Origin of the sequence: Streptomyces sp. NPDC050433, from assembly GCF_044458565.1 — a bacterium.
Taxonomy (GTDB): domain Bacteria; phylum Actinomycetota; class Actinomycetes; order Streptomycetales; family Streptomycetaceae; genus Streptomyces.
Map to the genome: position 1 here is coordinate 120,236 of NZ_JBITIB010000006.1, position 15,400 is coordinate 135,635.

The following is a 15,400-nucleotide window of genomic DNA, read 5'->3' on the forward strand; positions in this document are numbered from 1 at the left end:
CTGAAAATCACTGCGCTGGATATGTTGCGTAAATAGCTTCTCAGCCCTTGCCCCGTGACCGTTCTGACCGCCATCCTGAACGACCTCTCCTGATCGTGTCAACGACGCGGCGCGAGCATCTTCGACTTTAGGAAAAACCCCAAAGAAGACGGCGTAAGGCCTGGATTGGACTACCCTGCGGAATAATAGCTGCTGGGCGGCACCAAGGCCCTATTCGAGTCCGGCTATTAAGCCGGCACCCCACGGCAGACAAGACTTCCTGAGAAGGACTCGGTCTCTACCGACCGGCGCGGATGCCCTGTTCGGCAACGCGGGCCAGGCGTTCCGACGCGGACGTACGCGGGCTGGACGCGCTCGACGCGACCTGCCTCCTGGTGGCCAAGGTGCACCAGGAGACATCGTCGAGACGGTTGCCGACGCGGAGGCACTGGACCTTCCCCCCGACCTCACACAACGTCACTGATCATTACCGGGAATGGTTCACTGAAAGCTTGAGAGGCGGAATGGCTATGTCAGTTGATTCTGGGCAATTGCATGGAGGCAGGTCGTTCGACCCGTATGGCGCACATCGCGACGACCCGTATTCATTTCTGGCCGACATCGGAGACACACAGCCGGTGTTCTACGCCCCTTTGCTCGACGCGTGGTGCGTCACCCGGCGCGAGGACATGGTTGCCGTGCTACGAGACGACCGGAACTTCTCGGCGCGCGACCACAACCCCCGCTCCAAGGTCGCGTTGCCCGAGGACGTGACTCGGATGCTCCGCACATGGCGCGGTGCTGGTGCTCTGGCCGTCGGCTCACTCGACCCTCCCGAGCACGCCAGGATCAGGGAAGTACTCAATGTCGGGTTCACGCCGGCCAGGGTCAGAGCGTTCGAACCCACGATCCGTGCGATCGCCACCGACCTCGTCGAACGGACCGCGGTCGCGCCGGAGTTCGACTTCATCACGGATTTCGCCGTTCCGTACTCGCTTGAAGTGATCTGCCGGCGCCTCGGGATCCCGGACGAGTACCTCGACCGCTGCCGCATGTGGTCCGAGCAACGCATCGAGCTCATGATGTTGCAGCGCTACACCGATCCTGACCGGCTGCGTGAATGCGCCCGCGGGCTGATGGACTTCGGAACGTTCGCCCGATCACTCGTGCGGGAGCGGCTCGCCTCACCGCAAGACGACCTGATCAGTGAACTGCTCCACGACGGCAAGGCTGGCCAGACGCTCACCGCCGACGAGGCTTCCGTCCAGATCCCCACACTGATCTTCGCGGGACACATGACCTGCGCCGAGGCGCTTGGCACGATCCTCTTCCAGCAGCTTCAGTCACCCGGCGGCTGGGCGGAGGTGGTCGACGGGACGATCGCCACACGGGACCTCGTCGAGGAGGGGTTGCGGTTCGACAGTCCGCTGGCGGGCATGTACCGGAGCGCGGTCAACGACGTGGTGGTCGGCGACGTCCACCTGGCCGCGGGGAGCCGGCTGCTTCTGCTGTACGGAGCGGCCGGCCGGGACAGTCAGTCCCACGCATGTCCGGCCGGGTTCAGTCCAGGCAGTGGGTCTGCCACGCATCTCGCGTTCGGGCACGGCATCCATTTCTGCCTCGGAGCCGGATTCGCCCGCCTGGAACTGGAGATCGCGATACAGGCCGTCGCCACCAGGATGCCGGGTCTGACTCTGGCGCCAGGACTGCCGCCACGTCACCGGCCGGTGTTTCCTCTTCGGGCGTTGACCGAGTTGCGGGTGCGGCAGCAGGGACGGATATCCGGGCGGTCGTCGGGAGATGTGGACGACACGTCGGCCCCTACAGAACTCAGGTGACTCACTTGTCCGAACGGCCCGTCAGTTCGACTGACGGGCCGTTTCGGCTTGCTTGGCCTGCGCCAGGGCGTGAGGCAGGCCACGGGGGACGCCGAGCTGAAATTCAGGGACAGCGCCCCCCGGTCATGCGCGGACCGCGGTCAGGAAGAGGTAGCCGCTCTCCGGGGTGACCGCGGACAGACGCATGAAGTCGATGAGCGAGGCGGCCTGTTCCTCGCCGACCAGATCGACCAGCTTGTCGCGGACGGTGTCCACGGCGTCGGCCATTTCCGCGAGGGTACGGGAGACGTTGTCGCTGATGTCACGGATCTCCACGTCGACGAAACCGTTGACGGCCAACGCCGTCCGGTATTCGTCCACCGTGCCCAAGGAGCGCACCGCGTAGTTCTCGCAGATGTGGTCCAGGACCGCGCGTCCCTCCGGGCTGACCGGGCCGCGCTCGATGACGTCGGCGATGGCGAGGCGGCCGCCGGGGCGCAGGACGCGGGCGGTCTCGGAGAGCACCTGGCCGCGGTCGGGCATGTGCCACATCGACTCGAACGCCCAGGCCGCGTCGAACGAGCCGTCGGGGAAGGGCATGTCCATCGCGTCCGTGAACTGGAACGTGGCCCGGTCGGCGAGCCCGGCCTCGGCCGCGAGTTCCCTGGCCCGCGCCACCTGGACGTGGCTGACGGAGATGCCCAACACGTTCACGTCACTGGCGCGGACGAGCCGCAGCGCGGGATGGCCGATGCCGCAGCCGATGTCCAGGACCCGCTGGCCGGCCTGGGCGGCGATACCAGAGATCATCATGTCGGTCAGGCGGTCAGTGGCTTCCTCGACGGAGCTGTCGTCGGCGTCGTTCTCCCAGTAGCCGTAGTGCTTGTTGGGGCCCCACGCGGAACCGTAGATCTGACCGATCCCGTCGTACATGCCGGCGACGTCGCTGGGAGCGGGAAACTGCTGAAGCGTCATGAGGAACTCCGTATCGTTGTGAAGGTGGCGGGAAGTCGGCAGTCACATCGAAAGGCGGGCGGAAACCCGCTGCGCTCGGCTGGGCAACCCCAGCCGAGCGCCTGCGCGATCTACCGACAACCACTGACAACCACGTGAGCCATCAGGTGTTGCGAGGACCCCGAGAATCCGCCAACACGTTCTTTGCCTACTTCAGCTCGAAGCGCAAGAAACCCAGCCGCAAGCCCCCTGCTGCCCACTCAGTGCCAAGCGCCTGATTCGCCATCAGGGATATCCTCAGCTGCCTGCGGGCAACTGCTGAAAGACTGCTGTCACTGTCCAGTACCGCCTTCGTCCAGGCGGCACTCTCCTCCCAGAACGGCAAGGTTTCTGACGTGGCGTCGACGTCATCGACCAATTCAAAACCCGCAGCCTGCGCGGCTTTTGCGTAGTCGAGCACCGTAGCCGGTTTTGTGTAGAAGTATTCGGCCCACACATCGGCCCCGCGCGGGCGTGTAATGAATACTTCCTCGATGCACACACTCCCGCCCGGACGAATCACGCGCGCCAGACGCTCGAACCACTGAGGGCGGTTGAAGTATCCGCTGCTCTCGATTGCTACCGCCGCGTCGTAGGGGCCGTCCAGCGGGAGATGCATCGCATCACAGACCAGCGTCCGGACCTGCCCGCCCACACCGCATTCCCGCGCGAACCCCTCAACTATCGGCGCGTGTTCCGGCGCGTTGGTGACCGACGTGACGTCGGCGCCGTACTCCTGTGCCCAGAAGAGCGAGCCCCCGCCAAGACCGCAGCCGACATCCAGGATCCTCCCCGACAGCCGGTGTTCAGCGCCCCAGATCTTGGCCGCATACCGCAGCAGACCCTCTTGATGAAGCCGTATGCTGCGGCGAATATCATCCGGCGTCGCCTCGTGAACATTCAGTGGCGTTGCGGAGGAAGGGTAGTAACCCACATGATAGTGAATCTTCGGTCCAGGCCCGTATTTGCGAACAAGCCTGGCCGTTTTGTCGTCGTAGTATTGGCCAACTATTTTCACCTCATCCTGAGGCTCCAGCGCTGTTTGAGGCGAACTTGAAAGTTCATCCAGATTTGACACGGTCACTCCTCCAGAGCTCGGATGCCGACGACATTGGCGAATGGCCTGCTTTGGTCGTTAATGCAGAGCCGCCCTCATGATCCGGAATCTTGAGTCGCCCTGAAATTGAGTGGCAGCTATTGGATTCCATCCTGGAGGACGACCCTGGTCGTGTCAACGACGCAGCGTGAGCATCTTCGACTTTAGGAAAAACCCCAAAGAAGACGGCGTAAGGCCTGGATTGGACTAACCTGCGGAATGATAGCTGCTGGGCGGCACCAAGGCCGTATTCGAGTCCGACTATTAAGCCGGCACGGAACGGAGTGGGAATGAGTGGTGGTAAGCAGGTCCTGCTGGCCGAGCCACGGAGTTTGTGTGCCGGTGTACGCCGAGCGATGGCCATCATCGACCTCGCGCTGGAACAGCCCGGTGCTCCGATCTACGTCCGCAAGGAGATCGTGCACAACCACTACGTGGTGCGCGAGTTCCAGCGCCGGGGTGTCCGGTTCGTCGACTCCGAGCAGGAGGTGCCGGAGGGCGCGGTGTGTGTCTTCTCCGCGCACGGTGACATCATCGCGGTGCTCCAGCGCAGGTTCACCGGCCCACTTCGACCCCACGTGGCTGGCCGGCGTGAGCACGGTCGGCGTGAGCGCCGGGGCGAGCGCGCCGGAGATCCTCGTCGACCAGCTGCTCGACCGGCTCGCTGAACTGGGTTACGCGGACACGTCCGTAGAACGGGTGGCGACCGAGGACATCGTGTTCTCCCCGCCCACGCGGCTGACCGGAGTGGCGGACGTGCCGTGACCGTCAGCCGGCACACGAGGCCGTCGGCCGGACCGGCATCGCGCCGGGCAGTCGGCCCGAACTGACGGAGAGGGCGGCCTCGGCCGCCCACCCCACCCCACCCCACCCCACCCGGTGAGGAGCACTGTTCAACATGACGCTGCCGGAAACTGTGCGCGCGGGTGGCGTCGGTTCGGCGATCGCGCAGGCGCTGCGGGACGCGGGCGTGCATACCCCGCTGCGCGAGTTCGGCATCCCGAGGCGGTTCCTCAGTCACGGCTCCGGGGCCGAGGTGCCCGCCGCCTGCGGGCTGACCGCGCAGAACATCACCAGGGTCGTGGTGGAGCTGCTGACCGGCCTCGACGCCGCACCGGCGTCGGCAGGCATCGACGACCCCGGCACCTGGTCGGTTCACGGGAACGGAACATGACACAAAATGCAGTTCGCGCATGAACGCACGGGTTACGATCTCGCGAACCACCGAGCGTTAATCCACAATTTCACTCGCAATGCGCGGGGGCCACGAATCCGTTCGCAGAATCTGGAGGACGAACGCCCTCGAAACCAACGAGACACGATTCGGCGCCTGCAGCTTGTCGGACATGACGCGGACGTGATAGTCGATAGTCTTCGAACTGAGGTGCAACTCTCTCGAAAGTCGCCCGCTGGAGAAGCCGGCCGCAACACCCTCCAGGACGCTGGCCTGCACCGAGCTGAGAACCCAGCCACCGACCGGCTGGGACGCTTCACAGCCGTTCTGATCATTATCCATGGCATCCATCCATTCCGTACAGCCGGCTAGACCAGGACCGTAACCGGAGAAATACAGAGCGAGAAGCACTAGAATAAGTTTCTAGGTGGACCCCTCATTCTTTGTCACTGTTGCTCCGTCGCAACCCGTCAATTTCCGTCCACCTCGGAATTCCCTCCAAATTTTGAGGAACGGCCGTGACGAACTTCGCGCCCGATACCAGGACCGCAGCGCCGGCAGAACCGGACGCCCTGATCCAGACCCTGTACGAGGACCTGAGCAAGCTGCCGGCCAGCGCACAGCTGGACGCGATGCTGTGCCTGCTGGAGGCGGCCAGGCTGATGCTGCCCACGCTCACCCCGGCGCGTGGCGAGCTCGCCGGCGAAGACCTGGACGACATCCGCGCGGCCATGCGCGCCGCGTCTCTCTCGGTGCGCAGCTACCTGTGGCGGACCGGTGACAGTCATCCGGTGGACCGGAAGTGAGATGCCTGAGCCGCCACAAGAAGTGGCGGCTCATCTGTTCCGCGCAGGGCGAGATGAAGCCGGTTGAAACACTTGACTGACGAGGCGCCGGTGCTGGTTGTACGTGCGCGACGCCGGCGTTCGGCAGATCGACGAACGCCGGTCTCGCCACCGGCTTCCGGCTGGGCTCACAGCCGGCTGTCAGCTGCGTGCCGCTGCTACTCGCAGCTTGGTCGCGCCGCGCAGGTCAGGCAGGAAGGTCATGGCGATCGCCGCGCAAGCCATGAAGCCCGCGCACACCAGCAGACCGGCACCGAACCCCGAGTTGACAGCCAGCACTCCCAGCGTGAGCGGAGCGAACGCGGACACTCCGCGCCCGATGTTGTAGCAGAATCCGGCACCGGTCGTCCGCACCCTGGTCGGGAACAACTCACCCAGGTACACGCCGAAGACGCCCGCGTAAGCCGCGAAGAAGGCGAACATCGGACCCAGCCACAGCAACGTCGTGCGGTCAGCGGCGACCACGTACAGCGGCAAGGTCAGCGCCACACCGGCCAGTGAGAGCACCAGTGCGTTCTTGCGGCCGATCCGGTCGGCGATCAGCCCGAAGACGTTGTAGCCGACGAACATCCCGAGATTGAGCACCGTCAGGAACGTCGCGACCGTCGCGGCCGGGATGCCCTTGTCGGCCTGCAGGTAGGTCGGCAGCCACGTGGACGCGCCCCACGCCCCGAACATCGCGAGCGTTGCCACGGTCGCACCGAGCAAGGTGTTCTTGCGCAGTTCCGGAGCGAAGATCTCCGTCACCTTCACCGGCGTGGTCTTCTGCTCAACCCACTCGGCCGACTCACGGAAGAACAGTCCGACGACGACCAGCGGGATCACCACGCCCACCCCGCCGATGAAGAACAACAGGCGCCAGTCCGGCAGCAACCAACCCGACAACTGTGCGGCAACCACCCCGCCGATCGGGAACGCGCTGAGCACGAACGCAACCGCACGACCCCGTTGCGCAGCCGGCCACGTCTCGACCACGTAGGTCGACACCACTCCCCAGACCCCTCCGAGTCCCATACCCGCCACGAAACGCAGCACCAGGAACACCGTGAAACTCTGAACCACCAATATCGCCGCGGTGAACACGCCGAAAACCGCGAGCGAAACCATCAACGCCCGTTTGCGGCCGTAGTTGTCGGCGAGCCAGCCGACAGTTACGCTGCTCACACCGATCCCGAGCAACGTCGCCGTGGCGAGCAGGCCGCCCTCTGTCGTCGTGAGTCCCAGATCGGCGCGGATCACAGGCAACGTGAACGACAGCAGCAAGATTTCCAGCGCGTCGAACATGTAGGCCACGAACGAGCCGATGAGCACAATCCATCTGTTAGATCCACTCAATTGAACCAGTCCATTCAGGCCTCAAGTTTCTCCGCTCGGGAGAACGAATGCTAGGCACCAGCGCAGGGCTCATCGGGACTCGGCTCCGATTTTCCGCAATTCGCGGAGAACCGTCCGAGAACTCATTGGAATCGAACTTGACCTGGGTTCGGGCCTGGTCGGCTCAGGGTCTGCCCGTGGTGCGCCACCGGGACATCGTTCGCCGCGGAAGCGGGATCGTGATGGCCGTGCTCTCATGGCCGGGGTGAAGCTCCCCCTTTGACCTGGAAAGCCCGTCGCTCGTGAATTGAACCAATAAACACTCATCAATGTGTTGAGCATGGTGTATACACGCCATCACACCTCTTGACCTCCCTCCTCACTTTGCCGTGCGGGTTTCGCATACCCGGAATCTGCCGTACCGGAATTGAGTCTGGGTGAAGCCCTCCAATCGTGTCAACGATGCGGTGCGAGCTGGCTGGAATCAAGCCCGGCACCGAGGAGCGCCGGCGGATGTTCAAGCTGCTCAAGATTCGGTTTCGACGATCAAGCTTTCCCCGGCTTGGGTGGTTTGAGCGTCATGTAATTCCCCATCCCGAATTCCCCTAATTGGCCAGGCGCGAGGATTGCCTCGGCGGGTGCATCAACCCGAAGCGGGCGCGATTCGGTCTGGGAAATAGCGAATACGGGCAATGCGGCGCCCATGTGACGGTGCGGGACGACTGGACCCGTGCTGCGGCAACCACGGTCCACGATCACCAAGGTCTTGCCGACGGCGTTCTTCGCGCCGGTCAGTTCCTCGCCGGCTTACTGGAGTCCAATGGGGCGATCAAGGCTTGGCTGAAAAAGATATACAAATTCCCTTACCTGTCCGAGACGAGCAGGTCAGGTTGTTACGCCGACGTATGTCTGGCTTGAATTACTTGCCTGTCCCAGCACTTCACAGACCCTCGACGCCGCTTCCTTTTCCATGACAAAAACGCCCACTACATCACGGCGGACCAAGGCGAATCAGCCGCTGGTGCGGCAATGGCTCAAATGCTTCCCTGACGGGATGTCAGGGCTTCGGCGAAGTCGCGTGCCGTCCTTTTCAGGCACGGTTCATTCGTCCGCGGTGTCCTCGGCCTCCCAGCGAAGCAGGTCGCCCGGCTGGCACTTGAGCACCTCGCAGAGCGCGGCGAGCGTCGCAAAGCGCACCGCCTTGGCGCGGCCGTTCTTGAGCACCGCCAGGTTGGCGGGCGTGATCCCCACGCGGTCCGCGAGCTCGCCCACGGACATCTTCCGCCTGGCCAGCATCACGTCGATGTCGACGGAGATCGGCATCAGATCACCTCGTTCAACTCGGCCTGCATGGCTGCCGCTTCGACGTCGCGAGCGACGGCCTGGGCGAGCAGCATCCGCAGCACGAGCACGATGAGCGCGACTCCCAGGATGGCCAGGCCAATCCCGCCCATGATGAGGGTGACGCCCGGGTCGTCCCGCTGGCCGGGCGCGTTCAGGGCCGTGACCGCGAACCACACGAGGGCAGCCGCAACGATGGCGCCGATGATGACGTCCACGTACCGGAAGGCGGCGTGGGAGAACACTGTTCCGCGCCGCACCATCGTCACCAGTCGCCATACACAGACCAGGGCGACCTGGGCCGTCCCGATGCCCAGGATCGTGATCACGCGCAGCGGGGTCAGCGGGAGCGACCCGTCCTCCGGGTCACTCCCGCTGACCAACGCCCACACCATCAATGCCTGTACGAACACGGTGCCGGTGAGCACGACCCCGAGCACGGCGCGCAGCGCGCGTACTGTCAGCTTCCCCATGACTCATCCTTCCATCGACCTACGATGGAAATCTATCGAATCTCGATAGATAGAGCAAGGCCTGTGCCGGAGGGTAGGCGGCTGTTTCGCACCATGGCGGGCCCAGCCGCAAATCGGACGCCATGCCGGTCCGGTGGGCGGAACCCGAACCGACCGTCGGAGTCAACTGCTTCTTGAGCCTCTCAACCTGACGGCCGCAGGGCGCGATGACCAGAACCTCCAGGGGCACACCGCCCGCCGGGCGGGCGATTGACAGGGGCATGACTATTGTCTAGGTTGCCCTCCGGCAGCGGTGTCACACAGACCCCCGCCCTCCCCGGGAGGATGCACATGGTCGCATCGTTCGTCACTCATCGCGCCCTCGACGGCGGGACGTATCACCTGGAGGGCGACCTCGACCTCAAGTCGCCGTGTACGTCGGCCGTCGAGGTGGTGGTCGGTGGCCGGCTGGTCGAGTTCACCGCCGGGCCGGCCTCGTTGGGGGACGATGTCGCCGCTTCCCTGGGCATCGCGTCACCCGACTCCGAACTCACCTTCCAAAAGGGCACGTTGCGCATCTTCCAGTCGATCGAGCGCGAGCCGCGCTCAGGGCTCGTGGAGCGACCGTCGCTTGTCGTGTGGCGCGGGCAGCGCCACGCACTCGTGACCCGGCTGTACGGCCTGAGCGTGGCCGAGGTCCTCGTGCTGCTCCGGTCGGTGCGTATCGCGGAGAGCGAGTACGGGCTCACCCTCCAGCCCGATCGGTCGGCCGGAAGCGCCTTCGCGCGACCCGCGACGCTGATCAAGGAGGTGCCCGGCCTCGGGCTGCTGGAGCTGTCCCGGCGGACGAAGGAGCACACCGCCCAACTTCCGCCCTGGAAGGGGGTGTCGGTCGCGTCCGGTGAGCTGTTCCGCGACACACTCTCCGACGGCAGCCCGTTCTTCGTGCTCTCCTCCACCGAGATCTGGGCCACGCTGGTGCCACTGGCGTCGACTTCCGTCGAGCGGGTGCCCGAGCTCGCCGGGCGGCTCGCGCTGCGGTACAACGGGTGAGCCGGCGGTGATCGGCTTCTACGGCGGGCTGACCGCCTCGATCGTCATACTGACCCTCTTCATGGGTGCGGGCTCTCACGCCGCCCGTCCGGCTGCCCTGGGTGAGGCGCTGCGGGTGCACGGTGTGCTGGGCCCGCGGTTCCGCCGGTTCGCGGCAGCCGTACTGCCCTTCGCGGAGGGCGCCTTGGGGGTGGTCGGCGCCGCCGCGCTGCTGACGGGTCACCAGCGGGGGCTGCAGACCGTACTCGCCGTGGGGACCGTCCTCTTCGGGCTCTACGCCGGCTACACACGGCACGTCCTCGCCCTCGGCCGCGGGGGGCCGTGCGGCTGTTCACACGAGGATGTGCCCCTGAGCCGCTGGGTGACCCGGCGGGCCGTGGCCCTCGCCGGGCTCGCGCTGGCCGGCGCGGTCATCGCCGGGGCCGGCCCCGTACGGCTCTCCACGGCGGAGCTGATCACACTGATGCTCGCAGCTGTTGCCTGCACCGTTCTGCTGTGGTCCCTGCCCGCTGCCATGCGGGAGCCGACCGCGGCATCCGTTCACCTGCCGATCAGGGCCACTGTCCACCAGCCGGCCGAGACCACCGTGCACCGGACTGCCGAAGGAGTGTCGACGCGATGGACTTCACCACCAGCGCCGTGATCGCCTCGTGGGCGGCGATCGCGCTGCTCGCGCTGGTCGTCTCGGGATTGATCAGGCAGGTGCACCAGCTGTCACGAACGCAGCCGCACCGCCCCGGGCGGGTGGGCATCGCGCCCGGCGCGCCGGCGCCCGGCCTCGATCCGGCCGGGCTCGACGACCTCCTCACGCCGGGCCGCGCCGCGGTGCTGCTCTTCCTTGACGCCGACTGCCGCACCTGCGGACAGGTGCTCGCCGAGGCCGCCGCCTGGACGGTCCGCCAGGGTTCCGCCGCCGTCCCGCAACTGCTCGGGCTCTACGCGGGCGCCGGGCCACAGGCAGACGAAGGCGCCGTCCCGGTCAGGGATCACCGTCCGGAGCTGTTCACGGCCTACGACATCCCCGCCACCCCGTATGCGGTGGCCATCGATCCGGAGGGCCGGATCGCGCGTTCGGAGCCGCTCGGTTCACCCACCGCGCTGTTGCGGTTGCTCGACGACATCCAACCCGCAACGCCGAGGAGCCTGCCGTGACTTCATTGGACGACGTGCCGACGCTGCGCCGCTCCGGGACCCGTGGCCGCCGATCCCGGACCGGGCGGGGGGCGCTGCCGTCCTTCGCGCCGTCCAGGCGCACCGTGCTGCAGGCGGCGACCGCCGCGGGCTTTGCCGCGCTGGGGGTGTTCACCGCCGCCCGGCAGGCGTATGCCGACGGCTACGACATCTGGACCGGTGCGTGCCCGAGTTACGCCGAGGACCACAACTGCTCCCCGGGCTGCGGGCCCAGCACCATCTACGCCGACGCGTGCGTGACTTCGGGGACGAACACCGGCTTCCACCGGTCGGACGGTGTCACCTGGACGCTGCGGCCCAACCAGTGCTACGCCGGTACCTACGACGGCTGGCTGTGGCGCTACAGCGCGGCCTGCGGCAGTTGCGGCTGCGGTATCGAGCGGCGCTGCCACGACGGGTACCGCAACACCGGCTCCGGCTGGGTGAAGTCCATCTGCCGCTGGACCACCGACTGCGACTGCCCCGGCTCCATCAGTTGGCCGACCCTCGGTCGCGGCGCCACCGGGCCCGACGTCCACACCATCCAGCACCTGCTGACCCACCACGGTCATCCGACGGCTGCCGACGGCATCTTCGGGGCGGACACCGAGACGCGGGTCGACGAGTTCCAGTCGGCGAACGGACTCAGCCCCACGGGCAGCGTCGGCCCGGCCACCTGGCCGGTCCTGGTCGTCACCGTGCGCCAAGGAGACGTGAACGATGCCGTGCGCGGTGCGCAGCGGCAGCTCAACAAGCACGGCTCCGCGCTGACGGTCGACGGCAACTTCGGTTCGCTCACGCGGCAGGCCGTCGTCTCGTTCCAGTCCCTGCACGGCCTGACCGCCGACGGTGTGGTCGGTCAGAACACCTGGCTCACGCTGACCGGGACGGTCTAGATGAGCGAGTCCGGCCGTCCTGCGGCCCGGCCGAGCGGCGCCCGTGCCGTACGGGCGCTGCTCACCGATCCCGCCCTGCCCGTGGCGGCCCTGGGGATCGCGGCGATCGCCGCGGTCCTCTACGCCCCCATGCTGACCTGGGCGATCACCGGCGGTCTGGCCGGCTACTCGCTCTCCGGCTCCGTTTGAACGCGTAACAGCGCGTTCGCGCTGGCTTCGCCAGGTTGGCGGGCAACGTACAGACAGGCGCTGGTCCTCGGCGTGTTCACCGTGGGCCTGCTGGTCGGCGGGGTGCTGACGGCCGGAGTGTTGTGGCTCCTGTCCGGTCTCTTCACACCGCTTCCGGCCGAGGTGCGGCAAGGGCTGGTCGTGGCCGTCGCGCTGCTCGCCGCGCTGCGCGACGCGGGCAAGCTGCCGCTACGGCTGCCGCAGAACGCCAGGCAGATACCGCAGGACGTACTGCGCCGCAATCTGGCGCGCGGCGCCCTGCGGTTCGGCTTCGAGCTCGGTACGGGTGTGCGTACGTACGTCTCGGCGAGTGCGCCGTACGCGATGGCGATCGCGGTGCTGCTGTCCGGGGGCTCCTACGCGCCCGCCCTGGCTGCCGGGCTCGGCTTCGGAGCGGGCCGGGCACTCACCCCGGCTCTGCGCAGGCTCTCCGGAAACGGGGAGCGCTGGGACGGGCTGCTCGCGCGGCGGCTGAGCGGCATGACCGTCCTGTGCTCCGTGCTGATCGCCGCTGCCGCCTGCGCGATCCTCCGATAGCGTCATCGCCCGATGTCGTGACAGGGCACGGAGGTTGCACGAACCGGCCCCGCCGGGATGGTGGTCGTGACGCTGTCCTCTCCCGGCCGCGGGGCCGGCCGCGGGGCCGGCCGCGGGGCTTCCCTGAGCAGGAATCCGCATCGGGGCTGAACACCGCATCGCACCACGTGGCGCAACGACCGTGGCCTGCGGGCCGGTTGTGCCGGAGGTCTGGTCCTGTGGCAGATGGTGGCGGTGTGGACACGCAACGGTGAGGGAGGTCAAACTCGCCTCGGCCCTCGCGCGGGAACGCGGGAAGGACTCATAACGGAGGCGTGATGTTGAGGCGTACCACGCGACTTGTTCTTGTCCCTATTGTCATGACCACGGCAGCCACCGCGGGTGGCATACGGGCCACGGTGGCCCCGCCCCAGGCCGACGAGGAGCTGGGGGCCATGCGTCACAACAACGCGGTGGGCGGCGCATCGAACAGCCGGCATCTGTACGGTGACGCCGCCGATCCGGTCGGCAGCCCGTCGTTGAGCCGGCTCGCCCAGCGGGCCCGCCATCCGGGCGTCGGCCGCTTCTTCGGCCCTGGCCACGCCGACCACAACGATCACGCCCACGTGGACGGACGCACCAACCGCTCCTGATCCGCGCCCAATTGCGGCGTCTGACCGGCGAGTCCCCCCGCGCACAGCAGTCCACCTTCCCCGCGCCGCTCCCCCACGCTCTCTTCCCCACTTACGAGTAGGAGTGCCCTGATGTCGTCCCGCACCCCCTGGCGCGCCCGCGCCGGAACGGCCCTGCTGGCGGTGCTCGCCAGTATCGGCGCGTTCGCCGTCCCCGGCTCCGCCCTGGCCGATTCCCCGCCCGAGAACCTGCGGACCGTCACCTACCACGGCTACCGCATCGAGGTGCCCGCCGAATGGCAGGTGGTCGATCTGGCCGAGAACCCACGCGCCTGCCTCCGGTTCGACAGACCCGCCGTCTACCTGGGCGAGCCCGCCGATCAGAACGACTGCCCCTCCGGAGTCGTCGGCCGTACGGCGGGCATCGTCGTGGAGCCCATCACCGCCCGCTCCGCAGGCCAGGCGACGGCGGCGACCGCGCGGACCCAGCGTGGCAAGGCCACCACCCCGACCGCCGCGTCCAGCAACGACACCATCCAGATCGCGGTCGAGGACGCCGGCGTCCTGGTGACCGCCGCCCACACCCCGCAGACCGAGAGCCTGGTGCGCGGCGTTCTCGCCTCGGCCGACCTCACCGAGGCCGCCGAGCGCACCGAGCTGCCCCGCACGGCGCAGCGGTCCGACGCCGCCCCCCTGGCCGCGGCCGGGCCGCAGCCGGGCAGCTACCTGGGCAAGGGCTTCGACGCCTGTGCCGCGCCCTCGCAAGCCGCCATGAACGCCTGGCAGACGAGCTCGCCGTACAGCGCGGTCGGCGTCTACATCAGTGGCTCCTTCCGGGCCTGCTCCCAGCCGAATCTGACGGCGAGCTGGGTGACCGCCCAGACCAGCAACGGCTGGCGTCTGTTCCCCATCGACGTGGGCCGCCAGGCACCGTGCACCAGCTACTCGCTGAAGATCTCCACCGATCCGGCCACGGCCAAGTCCCAGGGTGTCACCGCAGCGGCAAGCGCGATCACCGCCGCGTCGAACCTCGGTATCCCGGCGGGCAGCGCCATCTACAGCGACATCGAGGCGTACACCTCCACGGCATCCTGCAAGGCGTCCGTGATGTCGTACCTGTCCGGCTGGACCGAGCGGCTGCACACCAGCGGCTATCTCTCGGGCCTCTACTCCAGCGCCGCCTCCGGCATCAAGGACGCCGCCAGCGAGTACAACAACGGCGCCTACACGCGCGTCGACCACCTCTTCTACGCGTGGTGGAACGGCGCCGCCGACACCAACACCGGTTCCTACGTACCGGCCACCTACTGGTCCAACCACCAGCGGATCCACCAGTACGCGGGTGAGGTCACGGAGTCCTACGGCGGCTACTCGATCAACATCGACCGCGACTACCTGGACGTGGGCAACGGCACCCCGCCCCCGCCCAGTTGCACCGGGGCGAACTACAACTTCACCGGGTACAACACCGTCCAGAGCGGCTCGTCCGGAGACCAGGTCAAGGCGGCCCAGTGCCTGCTCGACGCCGCCGGCTTCGACCCGGGCACCCCGGACGGGATCTTCGGGTCCGCCACCACCACCGCTGCCCGGAACTTCCAGACCAGCAAGGGGCTCACGGCGGACGGTGTGGTCGGCGCGAAGACCTGGACTGCTCTGCTGTCCCGCGGATCCACCCCGACCGTCCAGAACGGCTCGACGGGAGAGGCCGTCACCCGGCTGCAGCGCGCCCTGACCGCCGCGCTCGGGCGGACCGTGGCCATCGACGGCGTCTTCGGCTCGGGCACCGCCCAGGCCGTACGCGACTACCAGTCCTCGCGCGGGCTGGGCGCCGACGGCATCGTCGGGCCGGCCACCTGGGCCGCCCTTCAGTCGGGGAAGTGAGCAGGACAGTGAG

19 protein-coding genes and 1 pseudogene are annotated in these 15,400 nt (G+C 67.2%); 13 read left to right on the forward strand and 7 right to left on the reverse strand.

Annotated elements, in window-relative coordinates; all coding sequences use genetic code 11:
- Positions 1-374: 374 nt before the first annotated feature.
- Positions 375-1,817 carry a cytochrome P450 gene (locus ACIBLA_RS09835; RefSeq protein WP_363241417.1) on the forward strand — a complete coding sequence of 481 codons (1,443 nt, stop codon included), beginning with the start codon at positions 375-377 and terminating at the stop codon, positions 1,815-1,817.
- Between the two features lie 123 nt (positions 1,818-1,940).
- On the opposite strand, the gene ACIBLA_RS09840 is transcribed toward ACIBLA_RS09835, so the two are convergent.
- Together ACIBLA_RS09840 and ACIBLA_RS09845 are read right to left on the reverse strand one after the other, a co-directional pair.
- On the reverse strand, positions 1,941-2,771 hold the full coding sequence (locus ACIBLA_RS09840; RefSeq protein WP_363241416.1) for a methyltransferase domain-containing protein: 831 nt from the start codon (positions 2,769-2,771) through the stop codon (positions 1,941-1,943).
- A gap of 187 nt (positions 2,772-2,958) precedes the next feature.
- Entirely contained in the window at positions 2,959-3,867 is a 909-nt protein-coding gene (locus tag ACIBLA_RS09845) for a methyltransferase domain-containing protein (RefSeq protein ID WP_363241415.1), read from the reverse strand.
- A gap of 374 nt (positions 3,868-4,241) precedes the next feature.
- Here ACIBLA_RS09845 and ACIBLA_RS09850 point away from each other — a divergent pair, with 374 nt between their 5' ends.
- The 3 genes from ACIBLA_RS09850 (at position 4,242) to ACIBLA_RS09860 (ending at position 5,059) form a co-directional block, all read left to right on the forward strand.
- Positions 4,242-4,553 (forward strand): hypothetical protein, encoded by a 312-nt coding sequence (locus ACIBLA_RS09850; protein WP_399198368.1) that lies wholly within the window; start codon positions 4,242-4,244, stop codon positions 4,551-4,553.
- Complete coding sequence (locus ACIBLA_RS09855) at positions 4,477-4,650, forward strand: hypothetical protein (protein ID WP_363241413.1); 174 nt, start codon at positions 4,477-4,479, stop codon at positions 4,648-4,650. Before ACIBLA_RS09850 ends, ACIBLA_RS09855 begins: the two co-directional genes overlap by 77 nt.
- A 133-nt stretch (positions 4,651-4,783) precedes the next feature.
- A complete protein-coding gene (locus tag ACIBLA_RS09860) occupies positions 4,784-5,059 on the forward strand; it encodes a transketolase C-terminal domain-containing protein (protein ID WP_399198313.1) in 276 nt (91 codons plus the stop codon).
- A gap of 57 nt (positions 5,060-5,116) precedes the next feature.
- Here the strand turns inward: ACIBLA_RS09860 and ACIBLA_RS09865 are convergent, their stop codons facing one another.
- Positions 5,117-5,410, reverse strand: coding sequence for a LuxR C-terminal-related transcriptional regulator (locus ACIBLA_RS09865; RefSeq protein WP_399198314.1), 294 nt, complete (start codon positions 5,408-5,410; stop codon positions 5,117-5,119).
- 167 nt (positions 5,411-5,577) lie between these two features.
- Here ACIBLA_RS09865 and ACIBLA_RS09870 point away from each other — a divergent pair, with 167 nt between their 5' ends.
- Entirely contained in the window at positions 5,578-5,865 is a 288-nt protein-coding gene (locus tag ACIBLA_RS09870) for a hypothetical protein (RefSeq protein ID WP_363241411.1), read from the forward strand.
- A 180-nt stretch (positions 5,866-6,045) separates the two neighbouring features.
- On the opposite strand, the gene ACIBLA_RS09875 is transcribed toward ACIBLA_RS09870, so the two are convergent.
- The 4 genes and pseudogenes from ACIBLA_RS09875 to ACIBLA_RS09890 all read right to left on the reverse strand — a co-directional run bounded on the left by ACIBLA_RS09875 (position 6,046) and on the right by ACIBLA_RS09890 (position 9,032).
- A complete protein-coding gene (locus ACIBLA_RS09875; RefSeq protein WP_363241410.1) occupies positions 6,046-7,215 on the reverse strand; it encodes an MFS transporter in 1,170 nt (389 codons plus the stop codon).
- 711 nt (positions 7,216-7,926) lie between these two features.
- Positions 7,927-8,016: pseudogene (locus ACIBLA_RS09880) on the reverse strand (IS5/IS1182 family transposase); the annotation flags it as partial.
- A 303-nt stretch (positions 8,017-8,319) separates the two neighbouring features.
- Positions 8,320-8,541, reverse strand: a complete 222-nt coding sequence (locus ACIBLA_RS09885; RefSeq protein WP_363241409.1) for a helix-turn-helix transcriptional regulator — start codon at positions 8,539-8,541, stop codon at positions 8,320-8,322.
- Complete coding sequence (locus ACIBLA_RS09890) at positions 8,541-9,032, reverse strand: DUF2975 domain-containing protein (protein ID WP_363241408.1); 492 nt, start codon at positions 9,030-9,032, stop codon at positions 8,541-8,543. Before ACIBLA_RS09890 ends, ACIBLA_RS09885 begins: the two co-directional genes overlap by 1 nt.
- Positions 9,033-9,362: 330 nt before the next feature.
- On the opposite strand from ACIBLA_RS09890, the gene ACIBLA_RS09895 reads away from it, so the two are divergent.
- The 8 genes from ACIBLA_RS09895 to ACIBLA_RS09930 all read left to right on the forward strand — a co-directional run bounded on the left by ACIBLA_RS09895 (position 9,363) and on the right by ACIBLA_RS09930 (position 15,387).
- Complete coding sequence (locus ACIBLA_RS09895; RefSeq protein WP_363241407.1) at positions 9,363-10,064, forward strand: hypothetical protein; 702 nt, start codon at positions 9,363-9,365, stop codon at positions 10,062-10,064.
- Between the two features lie 7 nt (positions 10,065-10,071).
- Positions 10,072-10,707, forward strand: coding sequence for a MauE/DoxX family redox-associated membrane protein (locus tag ACIBLA_RS09900; protein WP_399198315.1), 636 nt, complete (start codon positions 10,072-10,074; stop codon positions 10,705-10,707).
- On the forward strand, positions 10,683-11,216 hold the full coding sequence (locus tag ACIBLA_RS09905; RefSeq protein ID WP_363241405.1) for a hypothetical protein: 534 nt from the start codon (positions 10,683-10,685) through the stop codon (positions 11,214-11,216). The genes ACIBLA_RS09900 and ACIBLA_RS09905 overlap by 25 nt, the downstream gene beginning before the upstream one ends.
- Positions 11,213-12,130 carry a peptidoglycan-binding protein gene (locus ACIBLA_RS09910; RefSeq protein WP_363241404.1) on the forward strand — a complete coding sequence of 306 codons (918 nt, stop codon included), beginning with the start codon at positions 11,213-11,215 and terminating at the stop codon, positions 12,128-12,130. The genes ACIBLA_RS09905 and ACIBLA_RS09910 overlap by 4 nt, the downstream gene beginning before the upstream one ends.
- Positions 12,131-12,319 carry a hypothetical protein gene (locus ACIBLA_RS09915; protein WP_363241403.1) on the forward strand — a complete coding sequence of 63 codons (189 nt, stop codon included), beginning with the start codon at positions 12,131-12,133 and terminating at the stop codon, positions 12,317-12,319. It begins immediately after the preceding gene.
- A gap of 72 nt (positions 12,320-12,391) precedes the next feature.
- Positions 12,392-12,895 carry a hypothetical protein gene (locus ACIBLA_RS09920; protein ID WP_363241402.1) on the forward strand — a complete coding sequence of 168 codons (504 nt, stop codon included), beginning with the start codon at positions 12,392-12,394 and terminating at the stop codon, positions 12,893-12,895.
- Positions 12,896-13,254: 359 nt separating this feature from the next.
- On the forward strand, positions 13,255-13,527 hold the full coding sequence (locus ACIBLA_RS09925) for a D-Ala-D-Ala carboxypeptidase family metallohydrolase (protein ID WP_363241401.1): 273 nt from the start codon (positions 13,255-13,257) through the stop codon (positions 13,525-13,527).
- 111 nt (positions 13,528-13,638) lie between these two features.
- The gene (locus ACIBLA_RS09930; protein ID WP_363241400.1) at positions 13,639-15,387 is read left to right on the forward strand and encodes a glycoside hydrolase domain-containing protein; all 1,749 of its coding nucleotides are present in this window, start codon (positions 13,639-13,641) and stop codon (positions 15,385-15,387) included.
- Positions 15,388-15,400 lie beyond the last annotated feature (13 nt).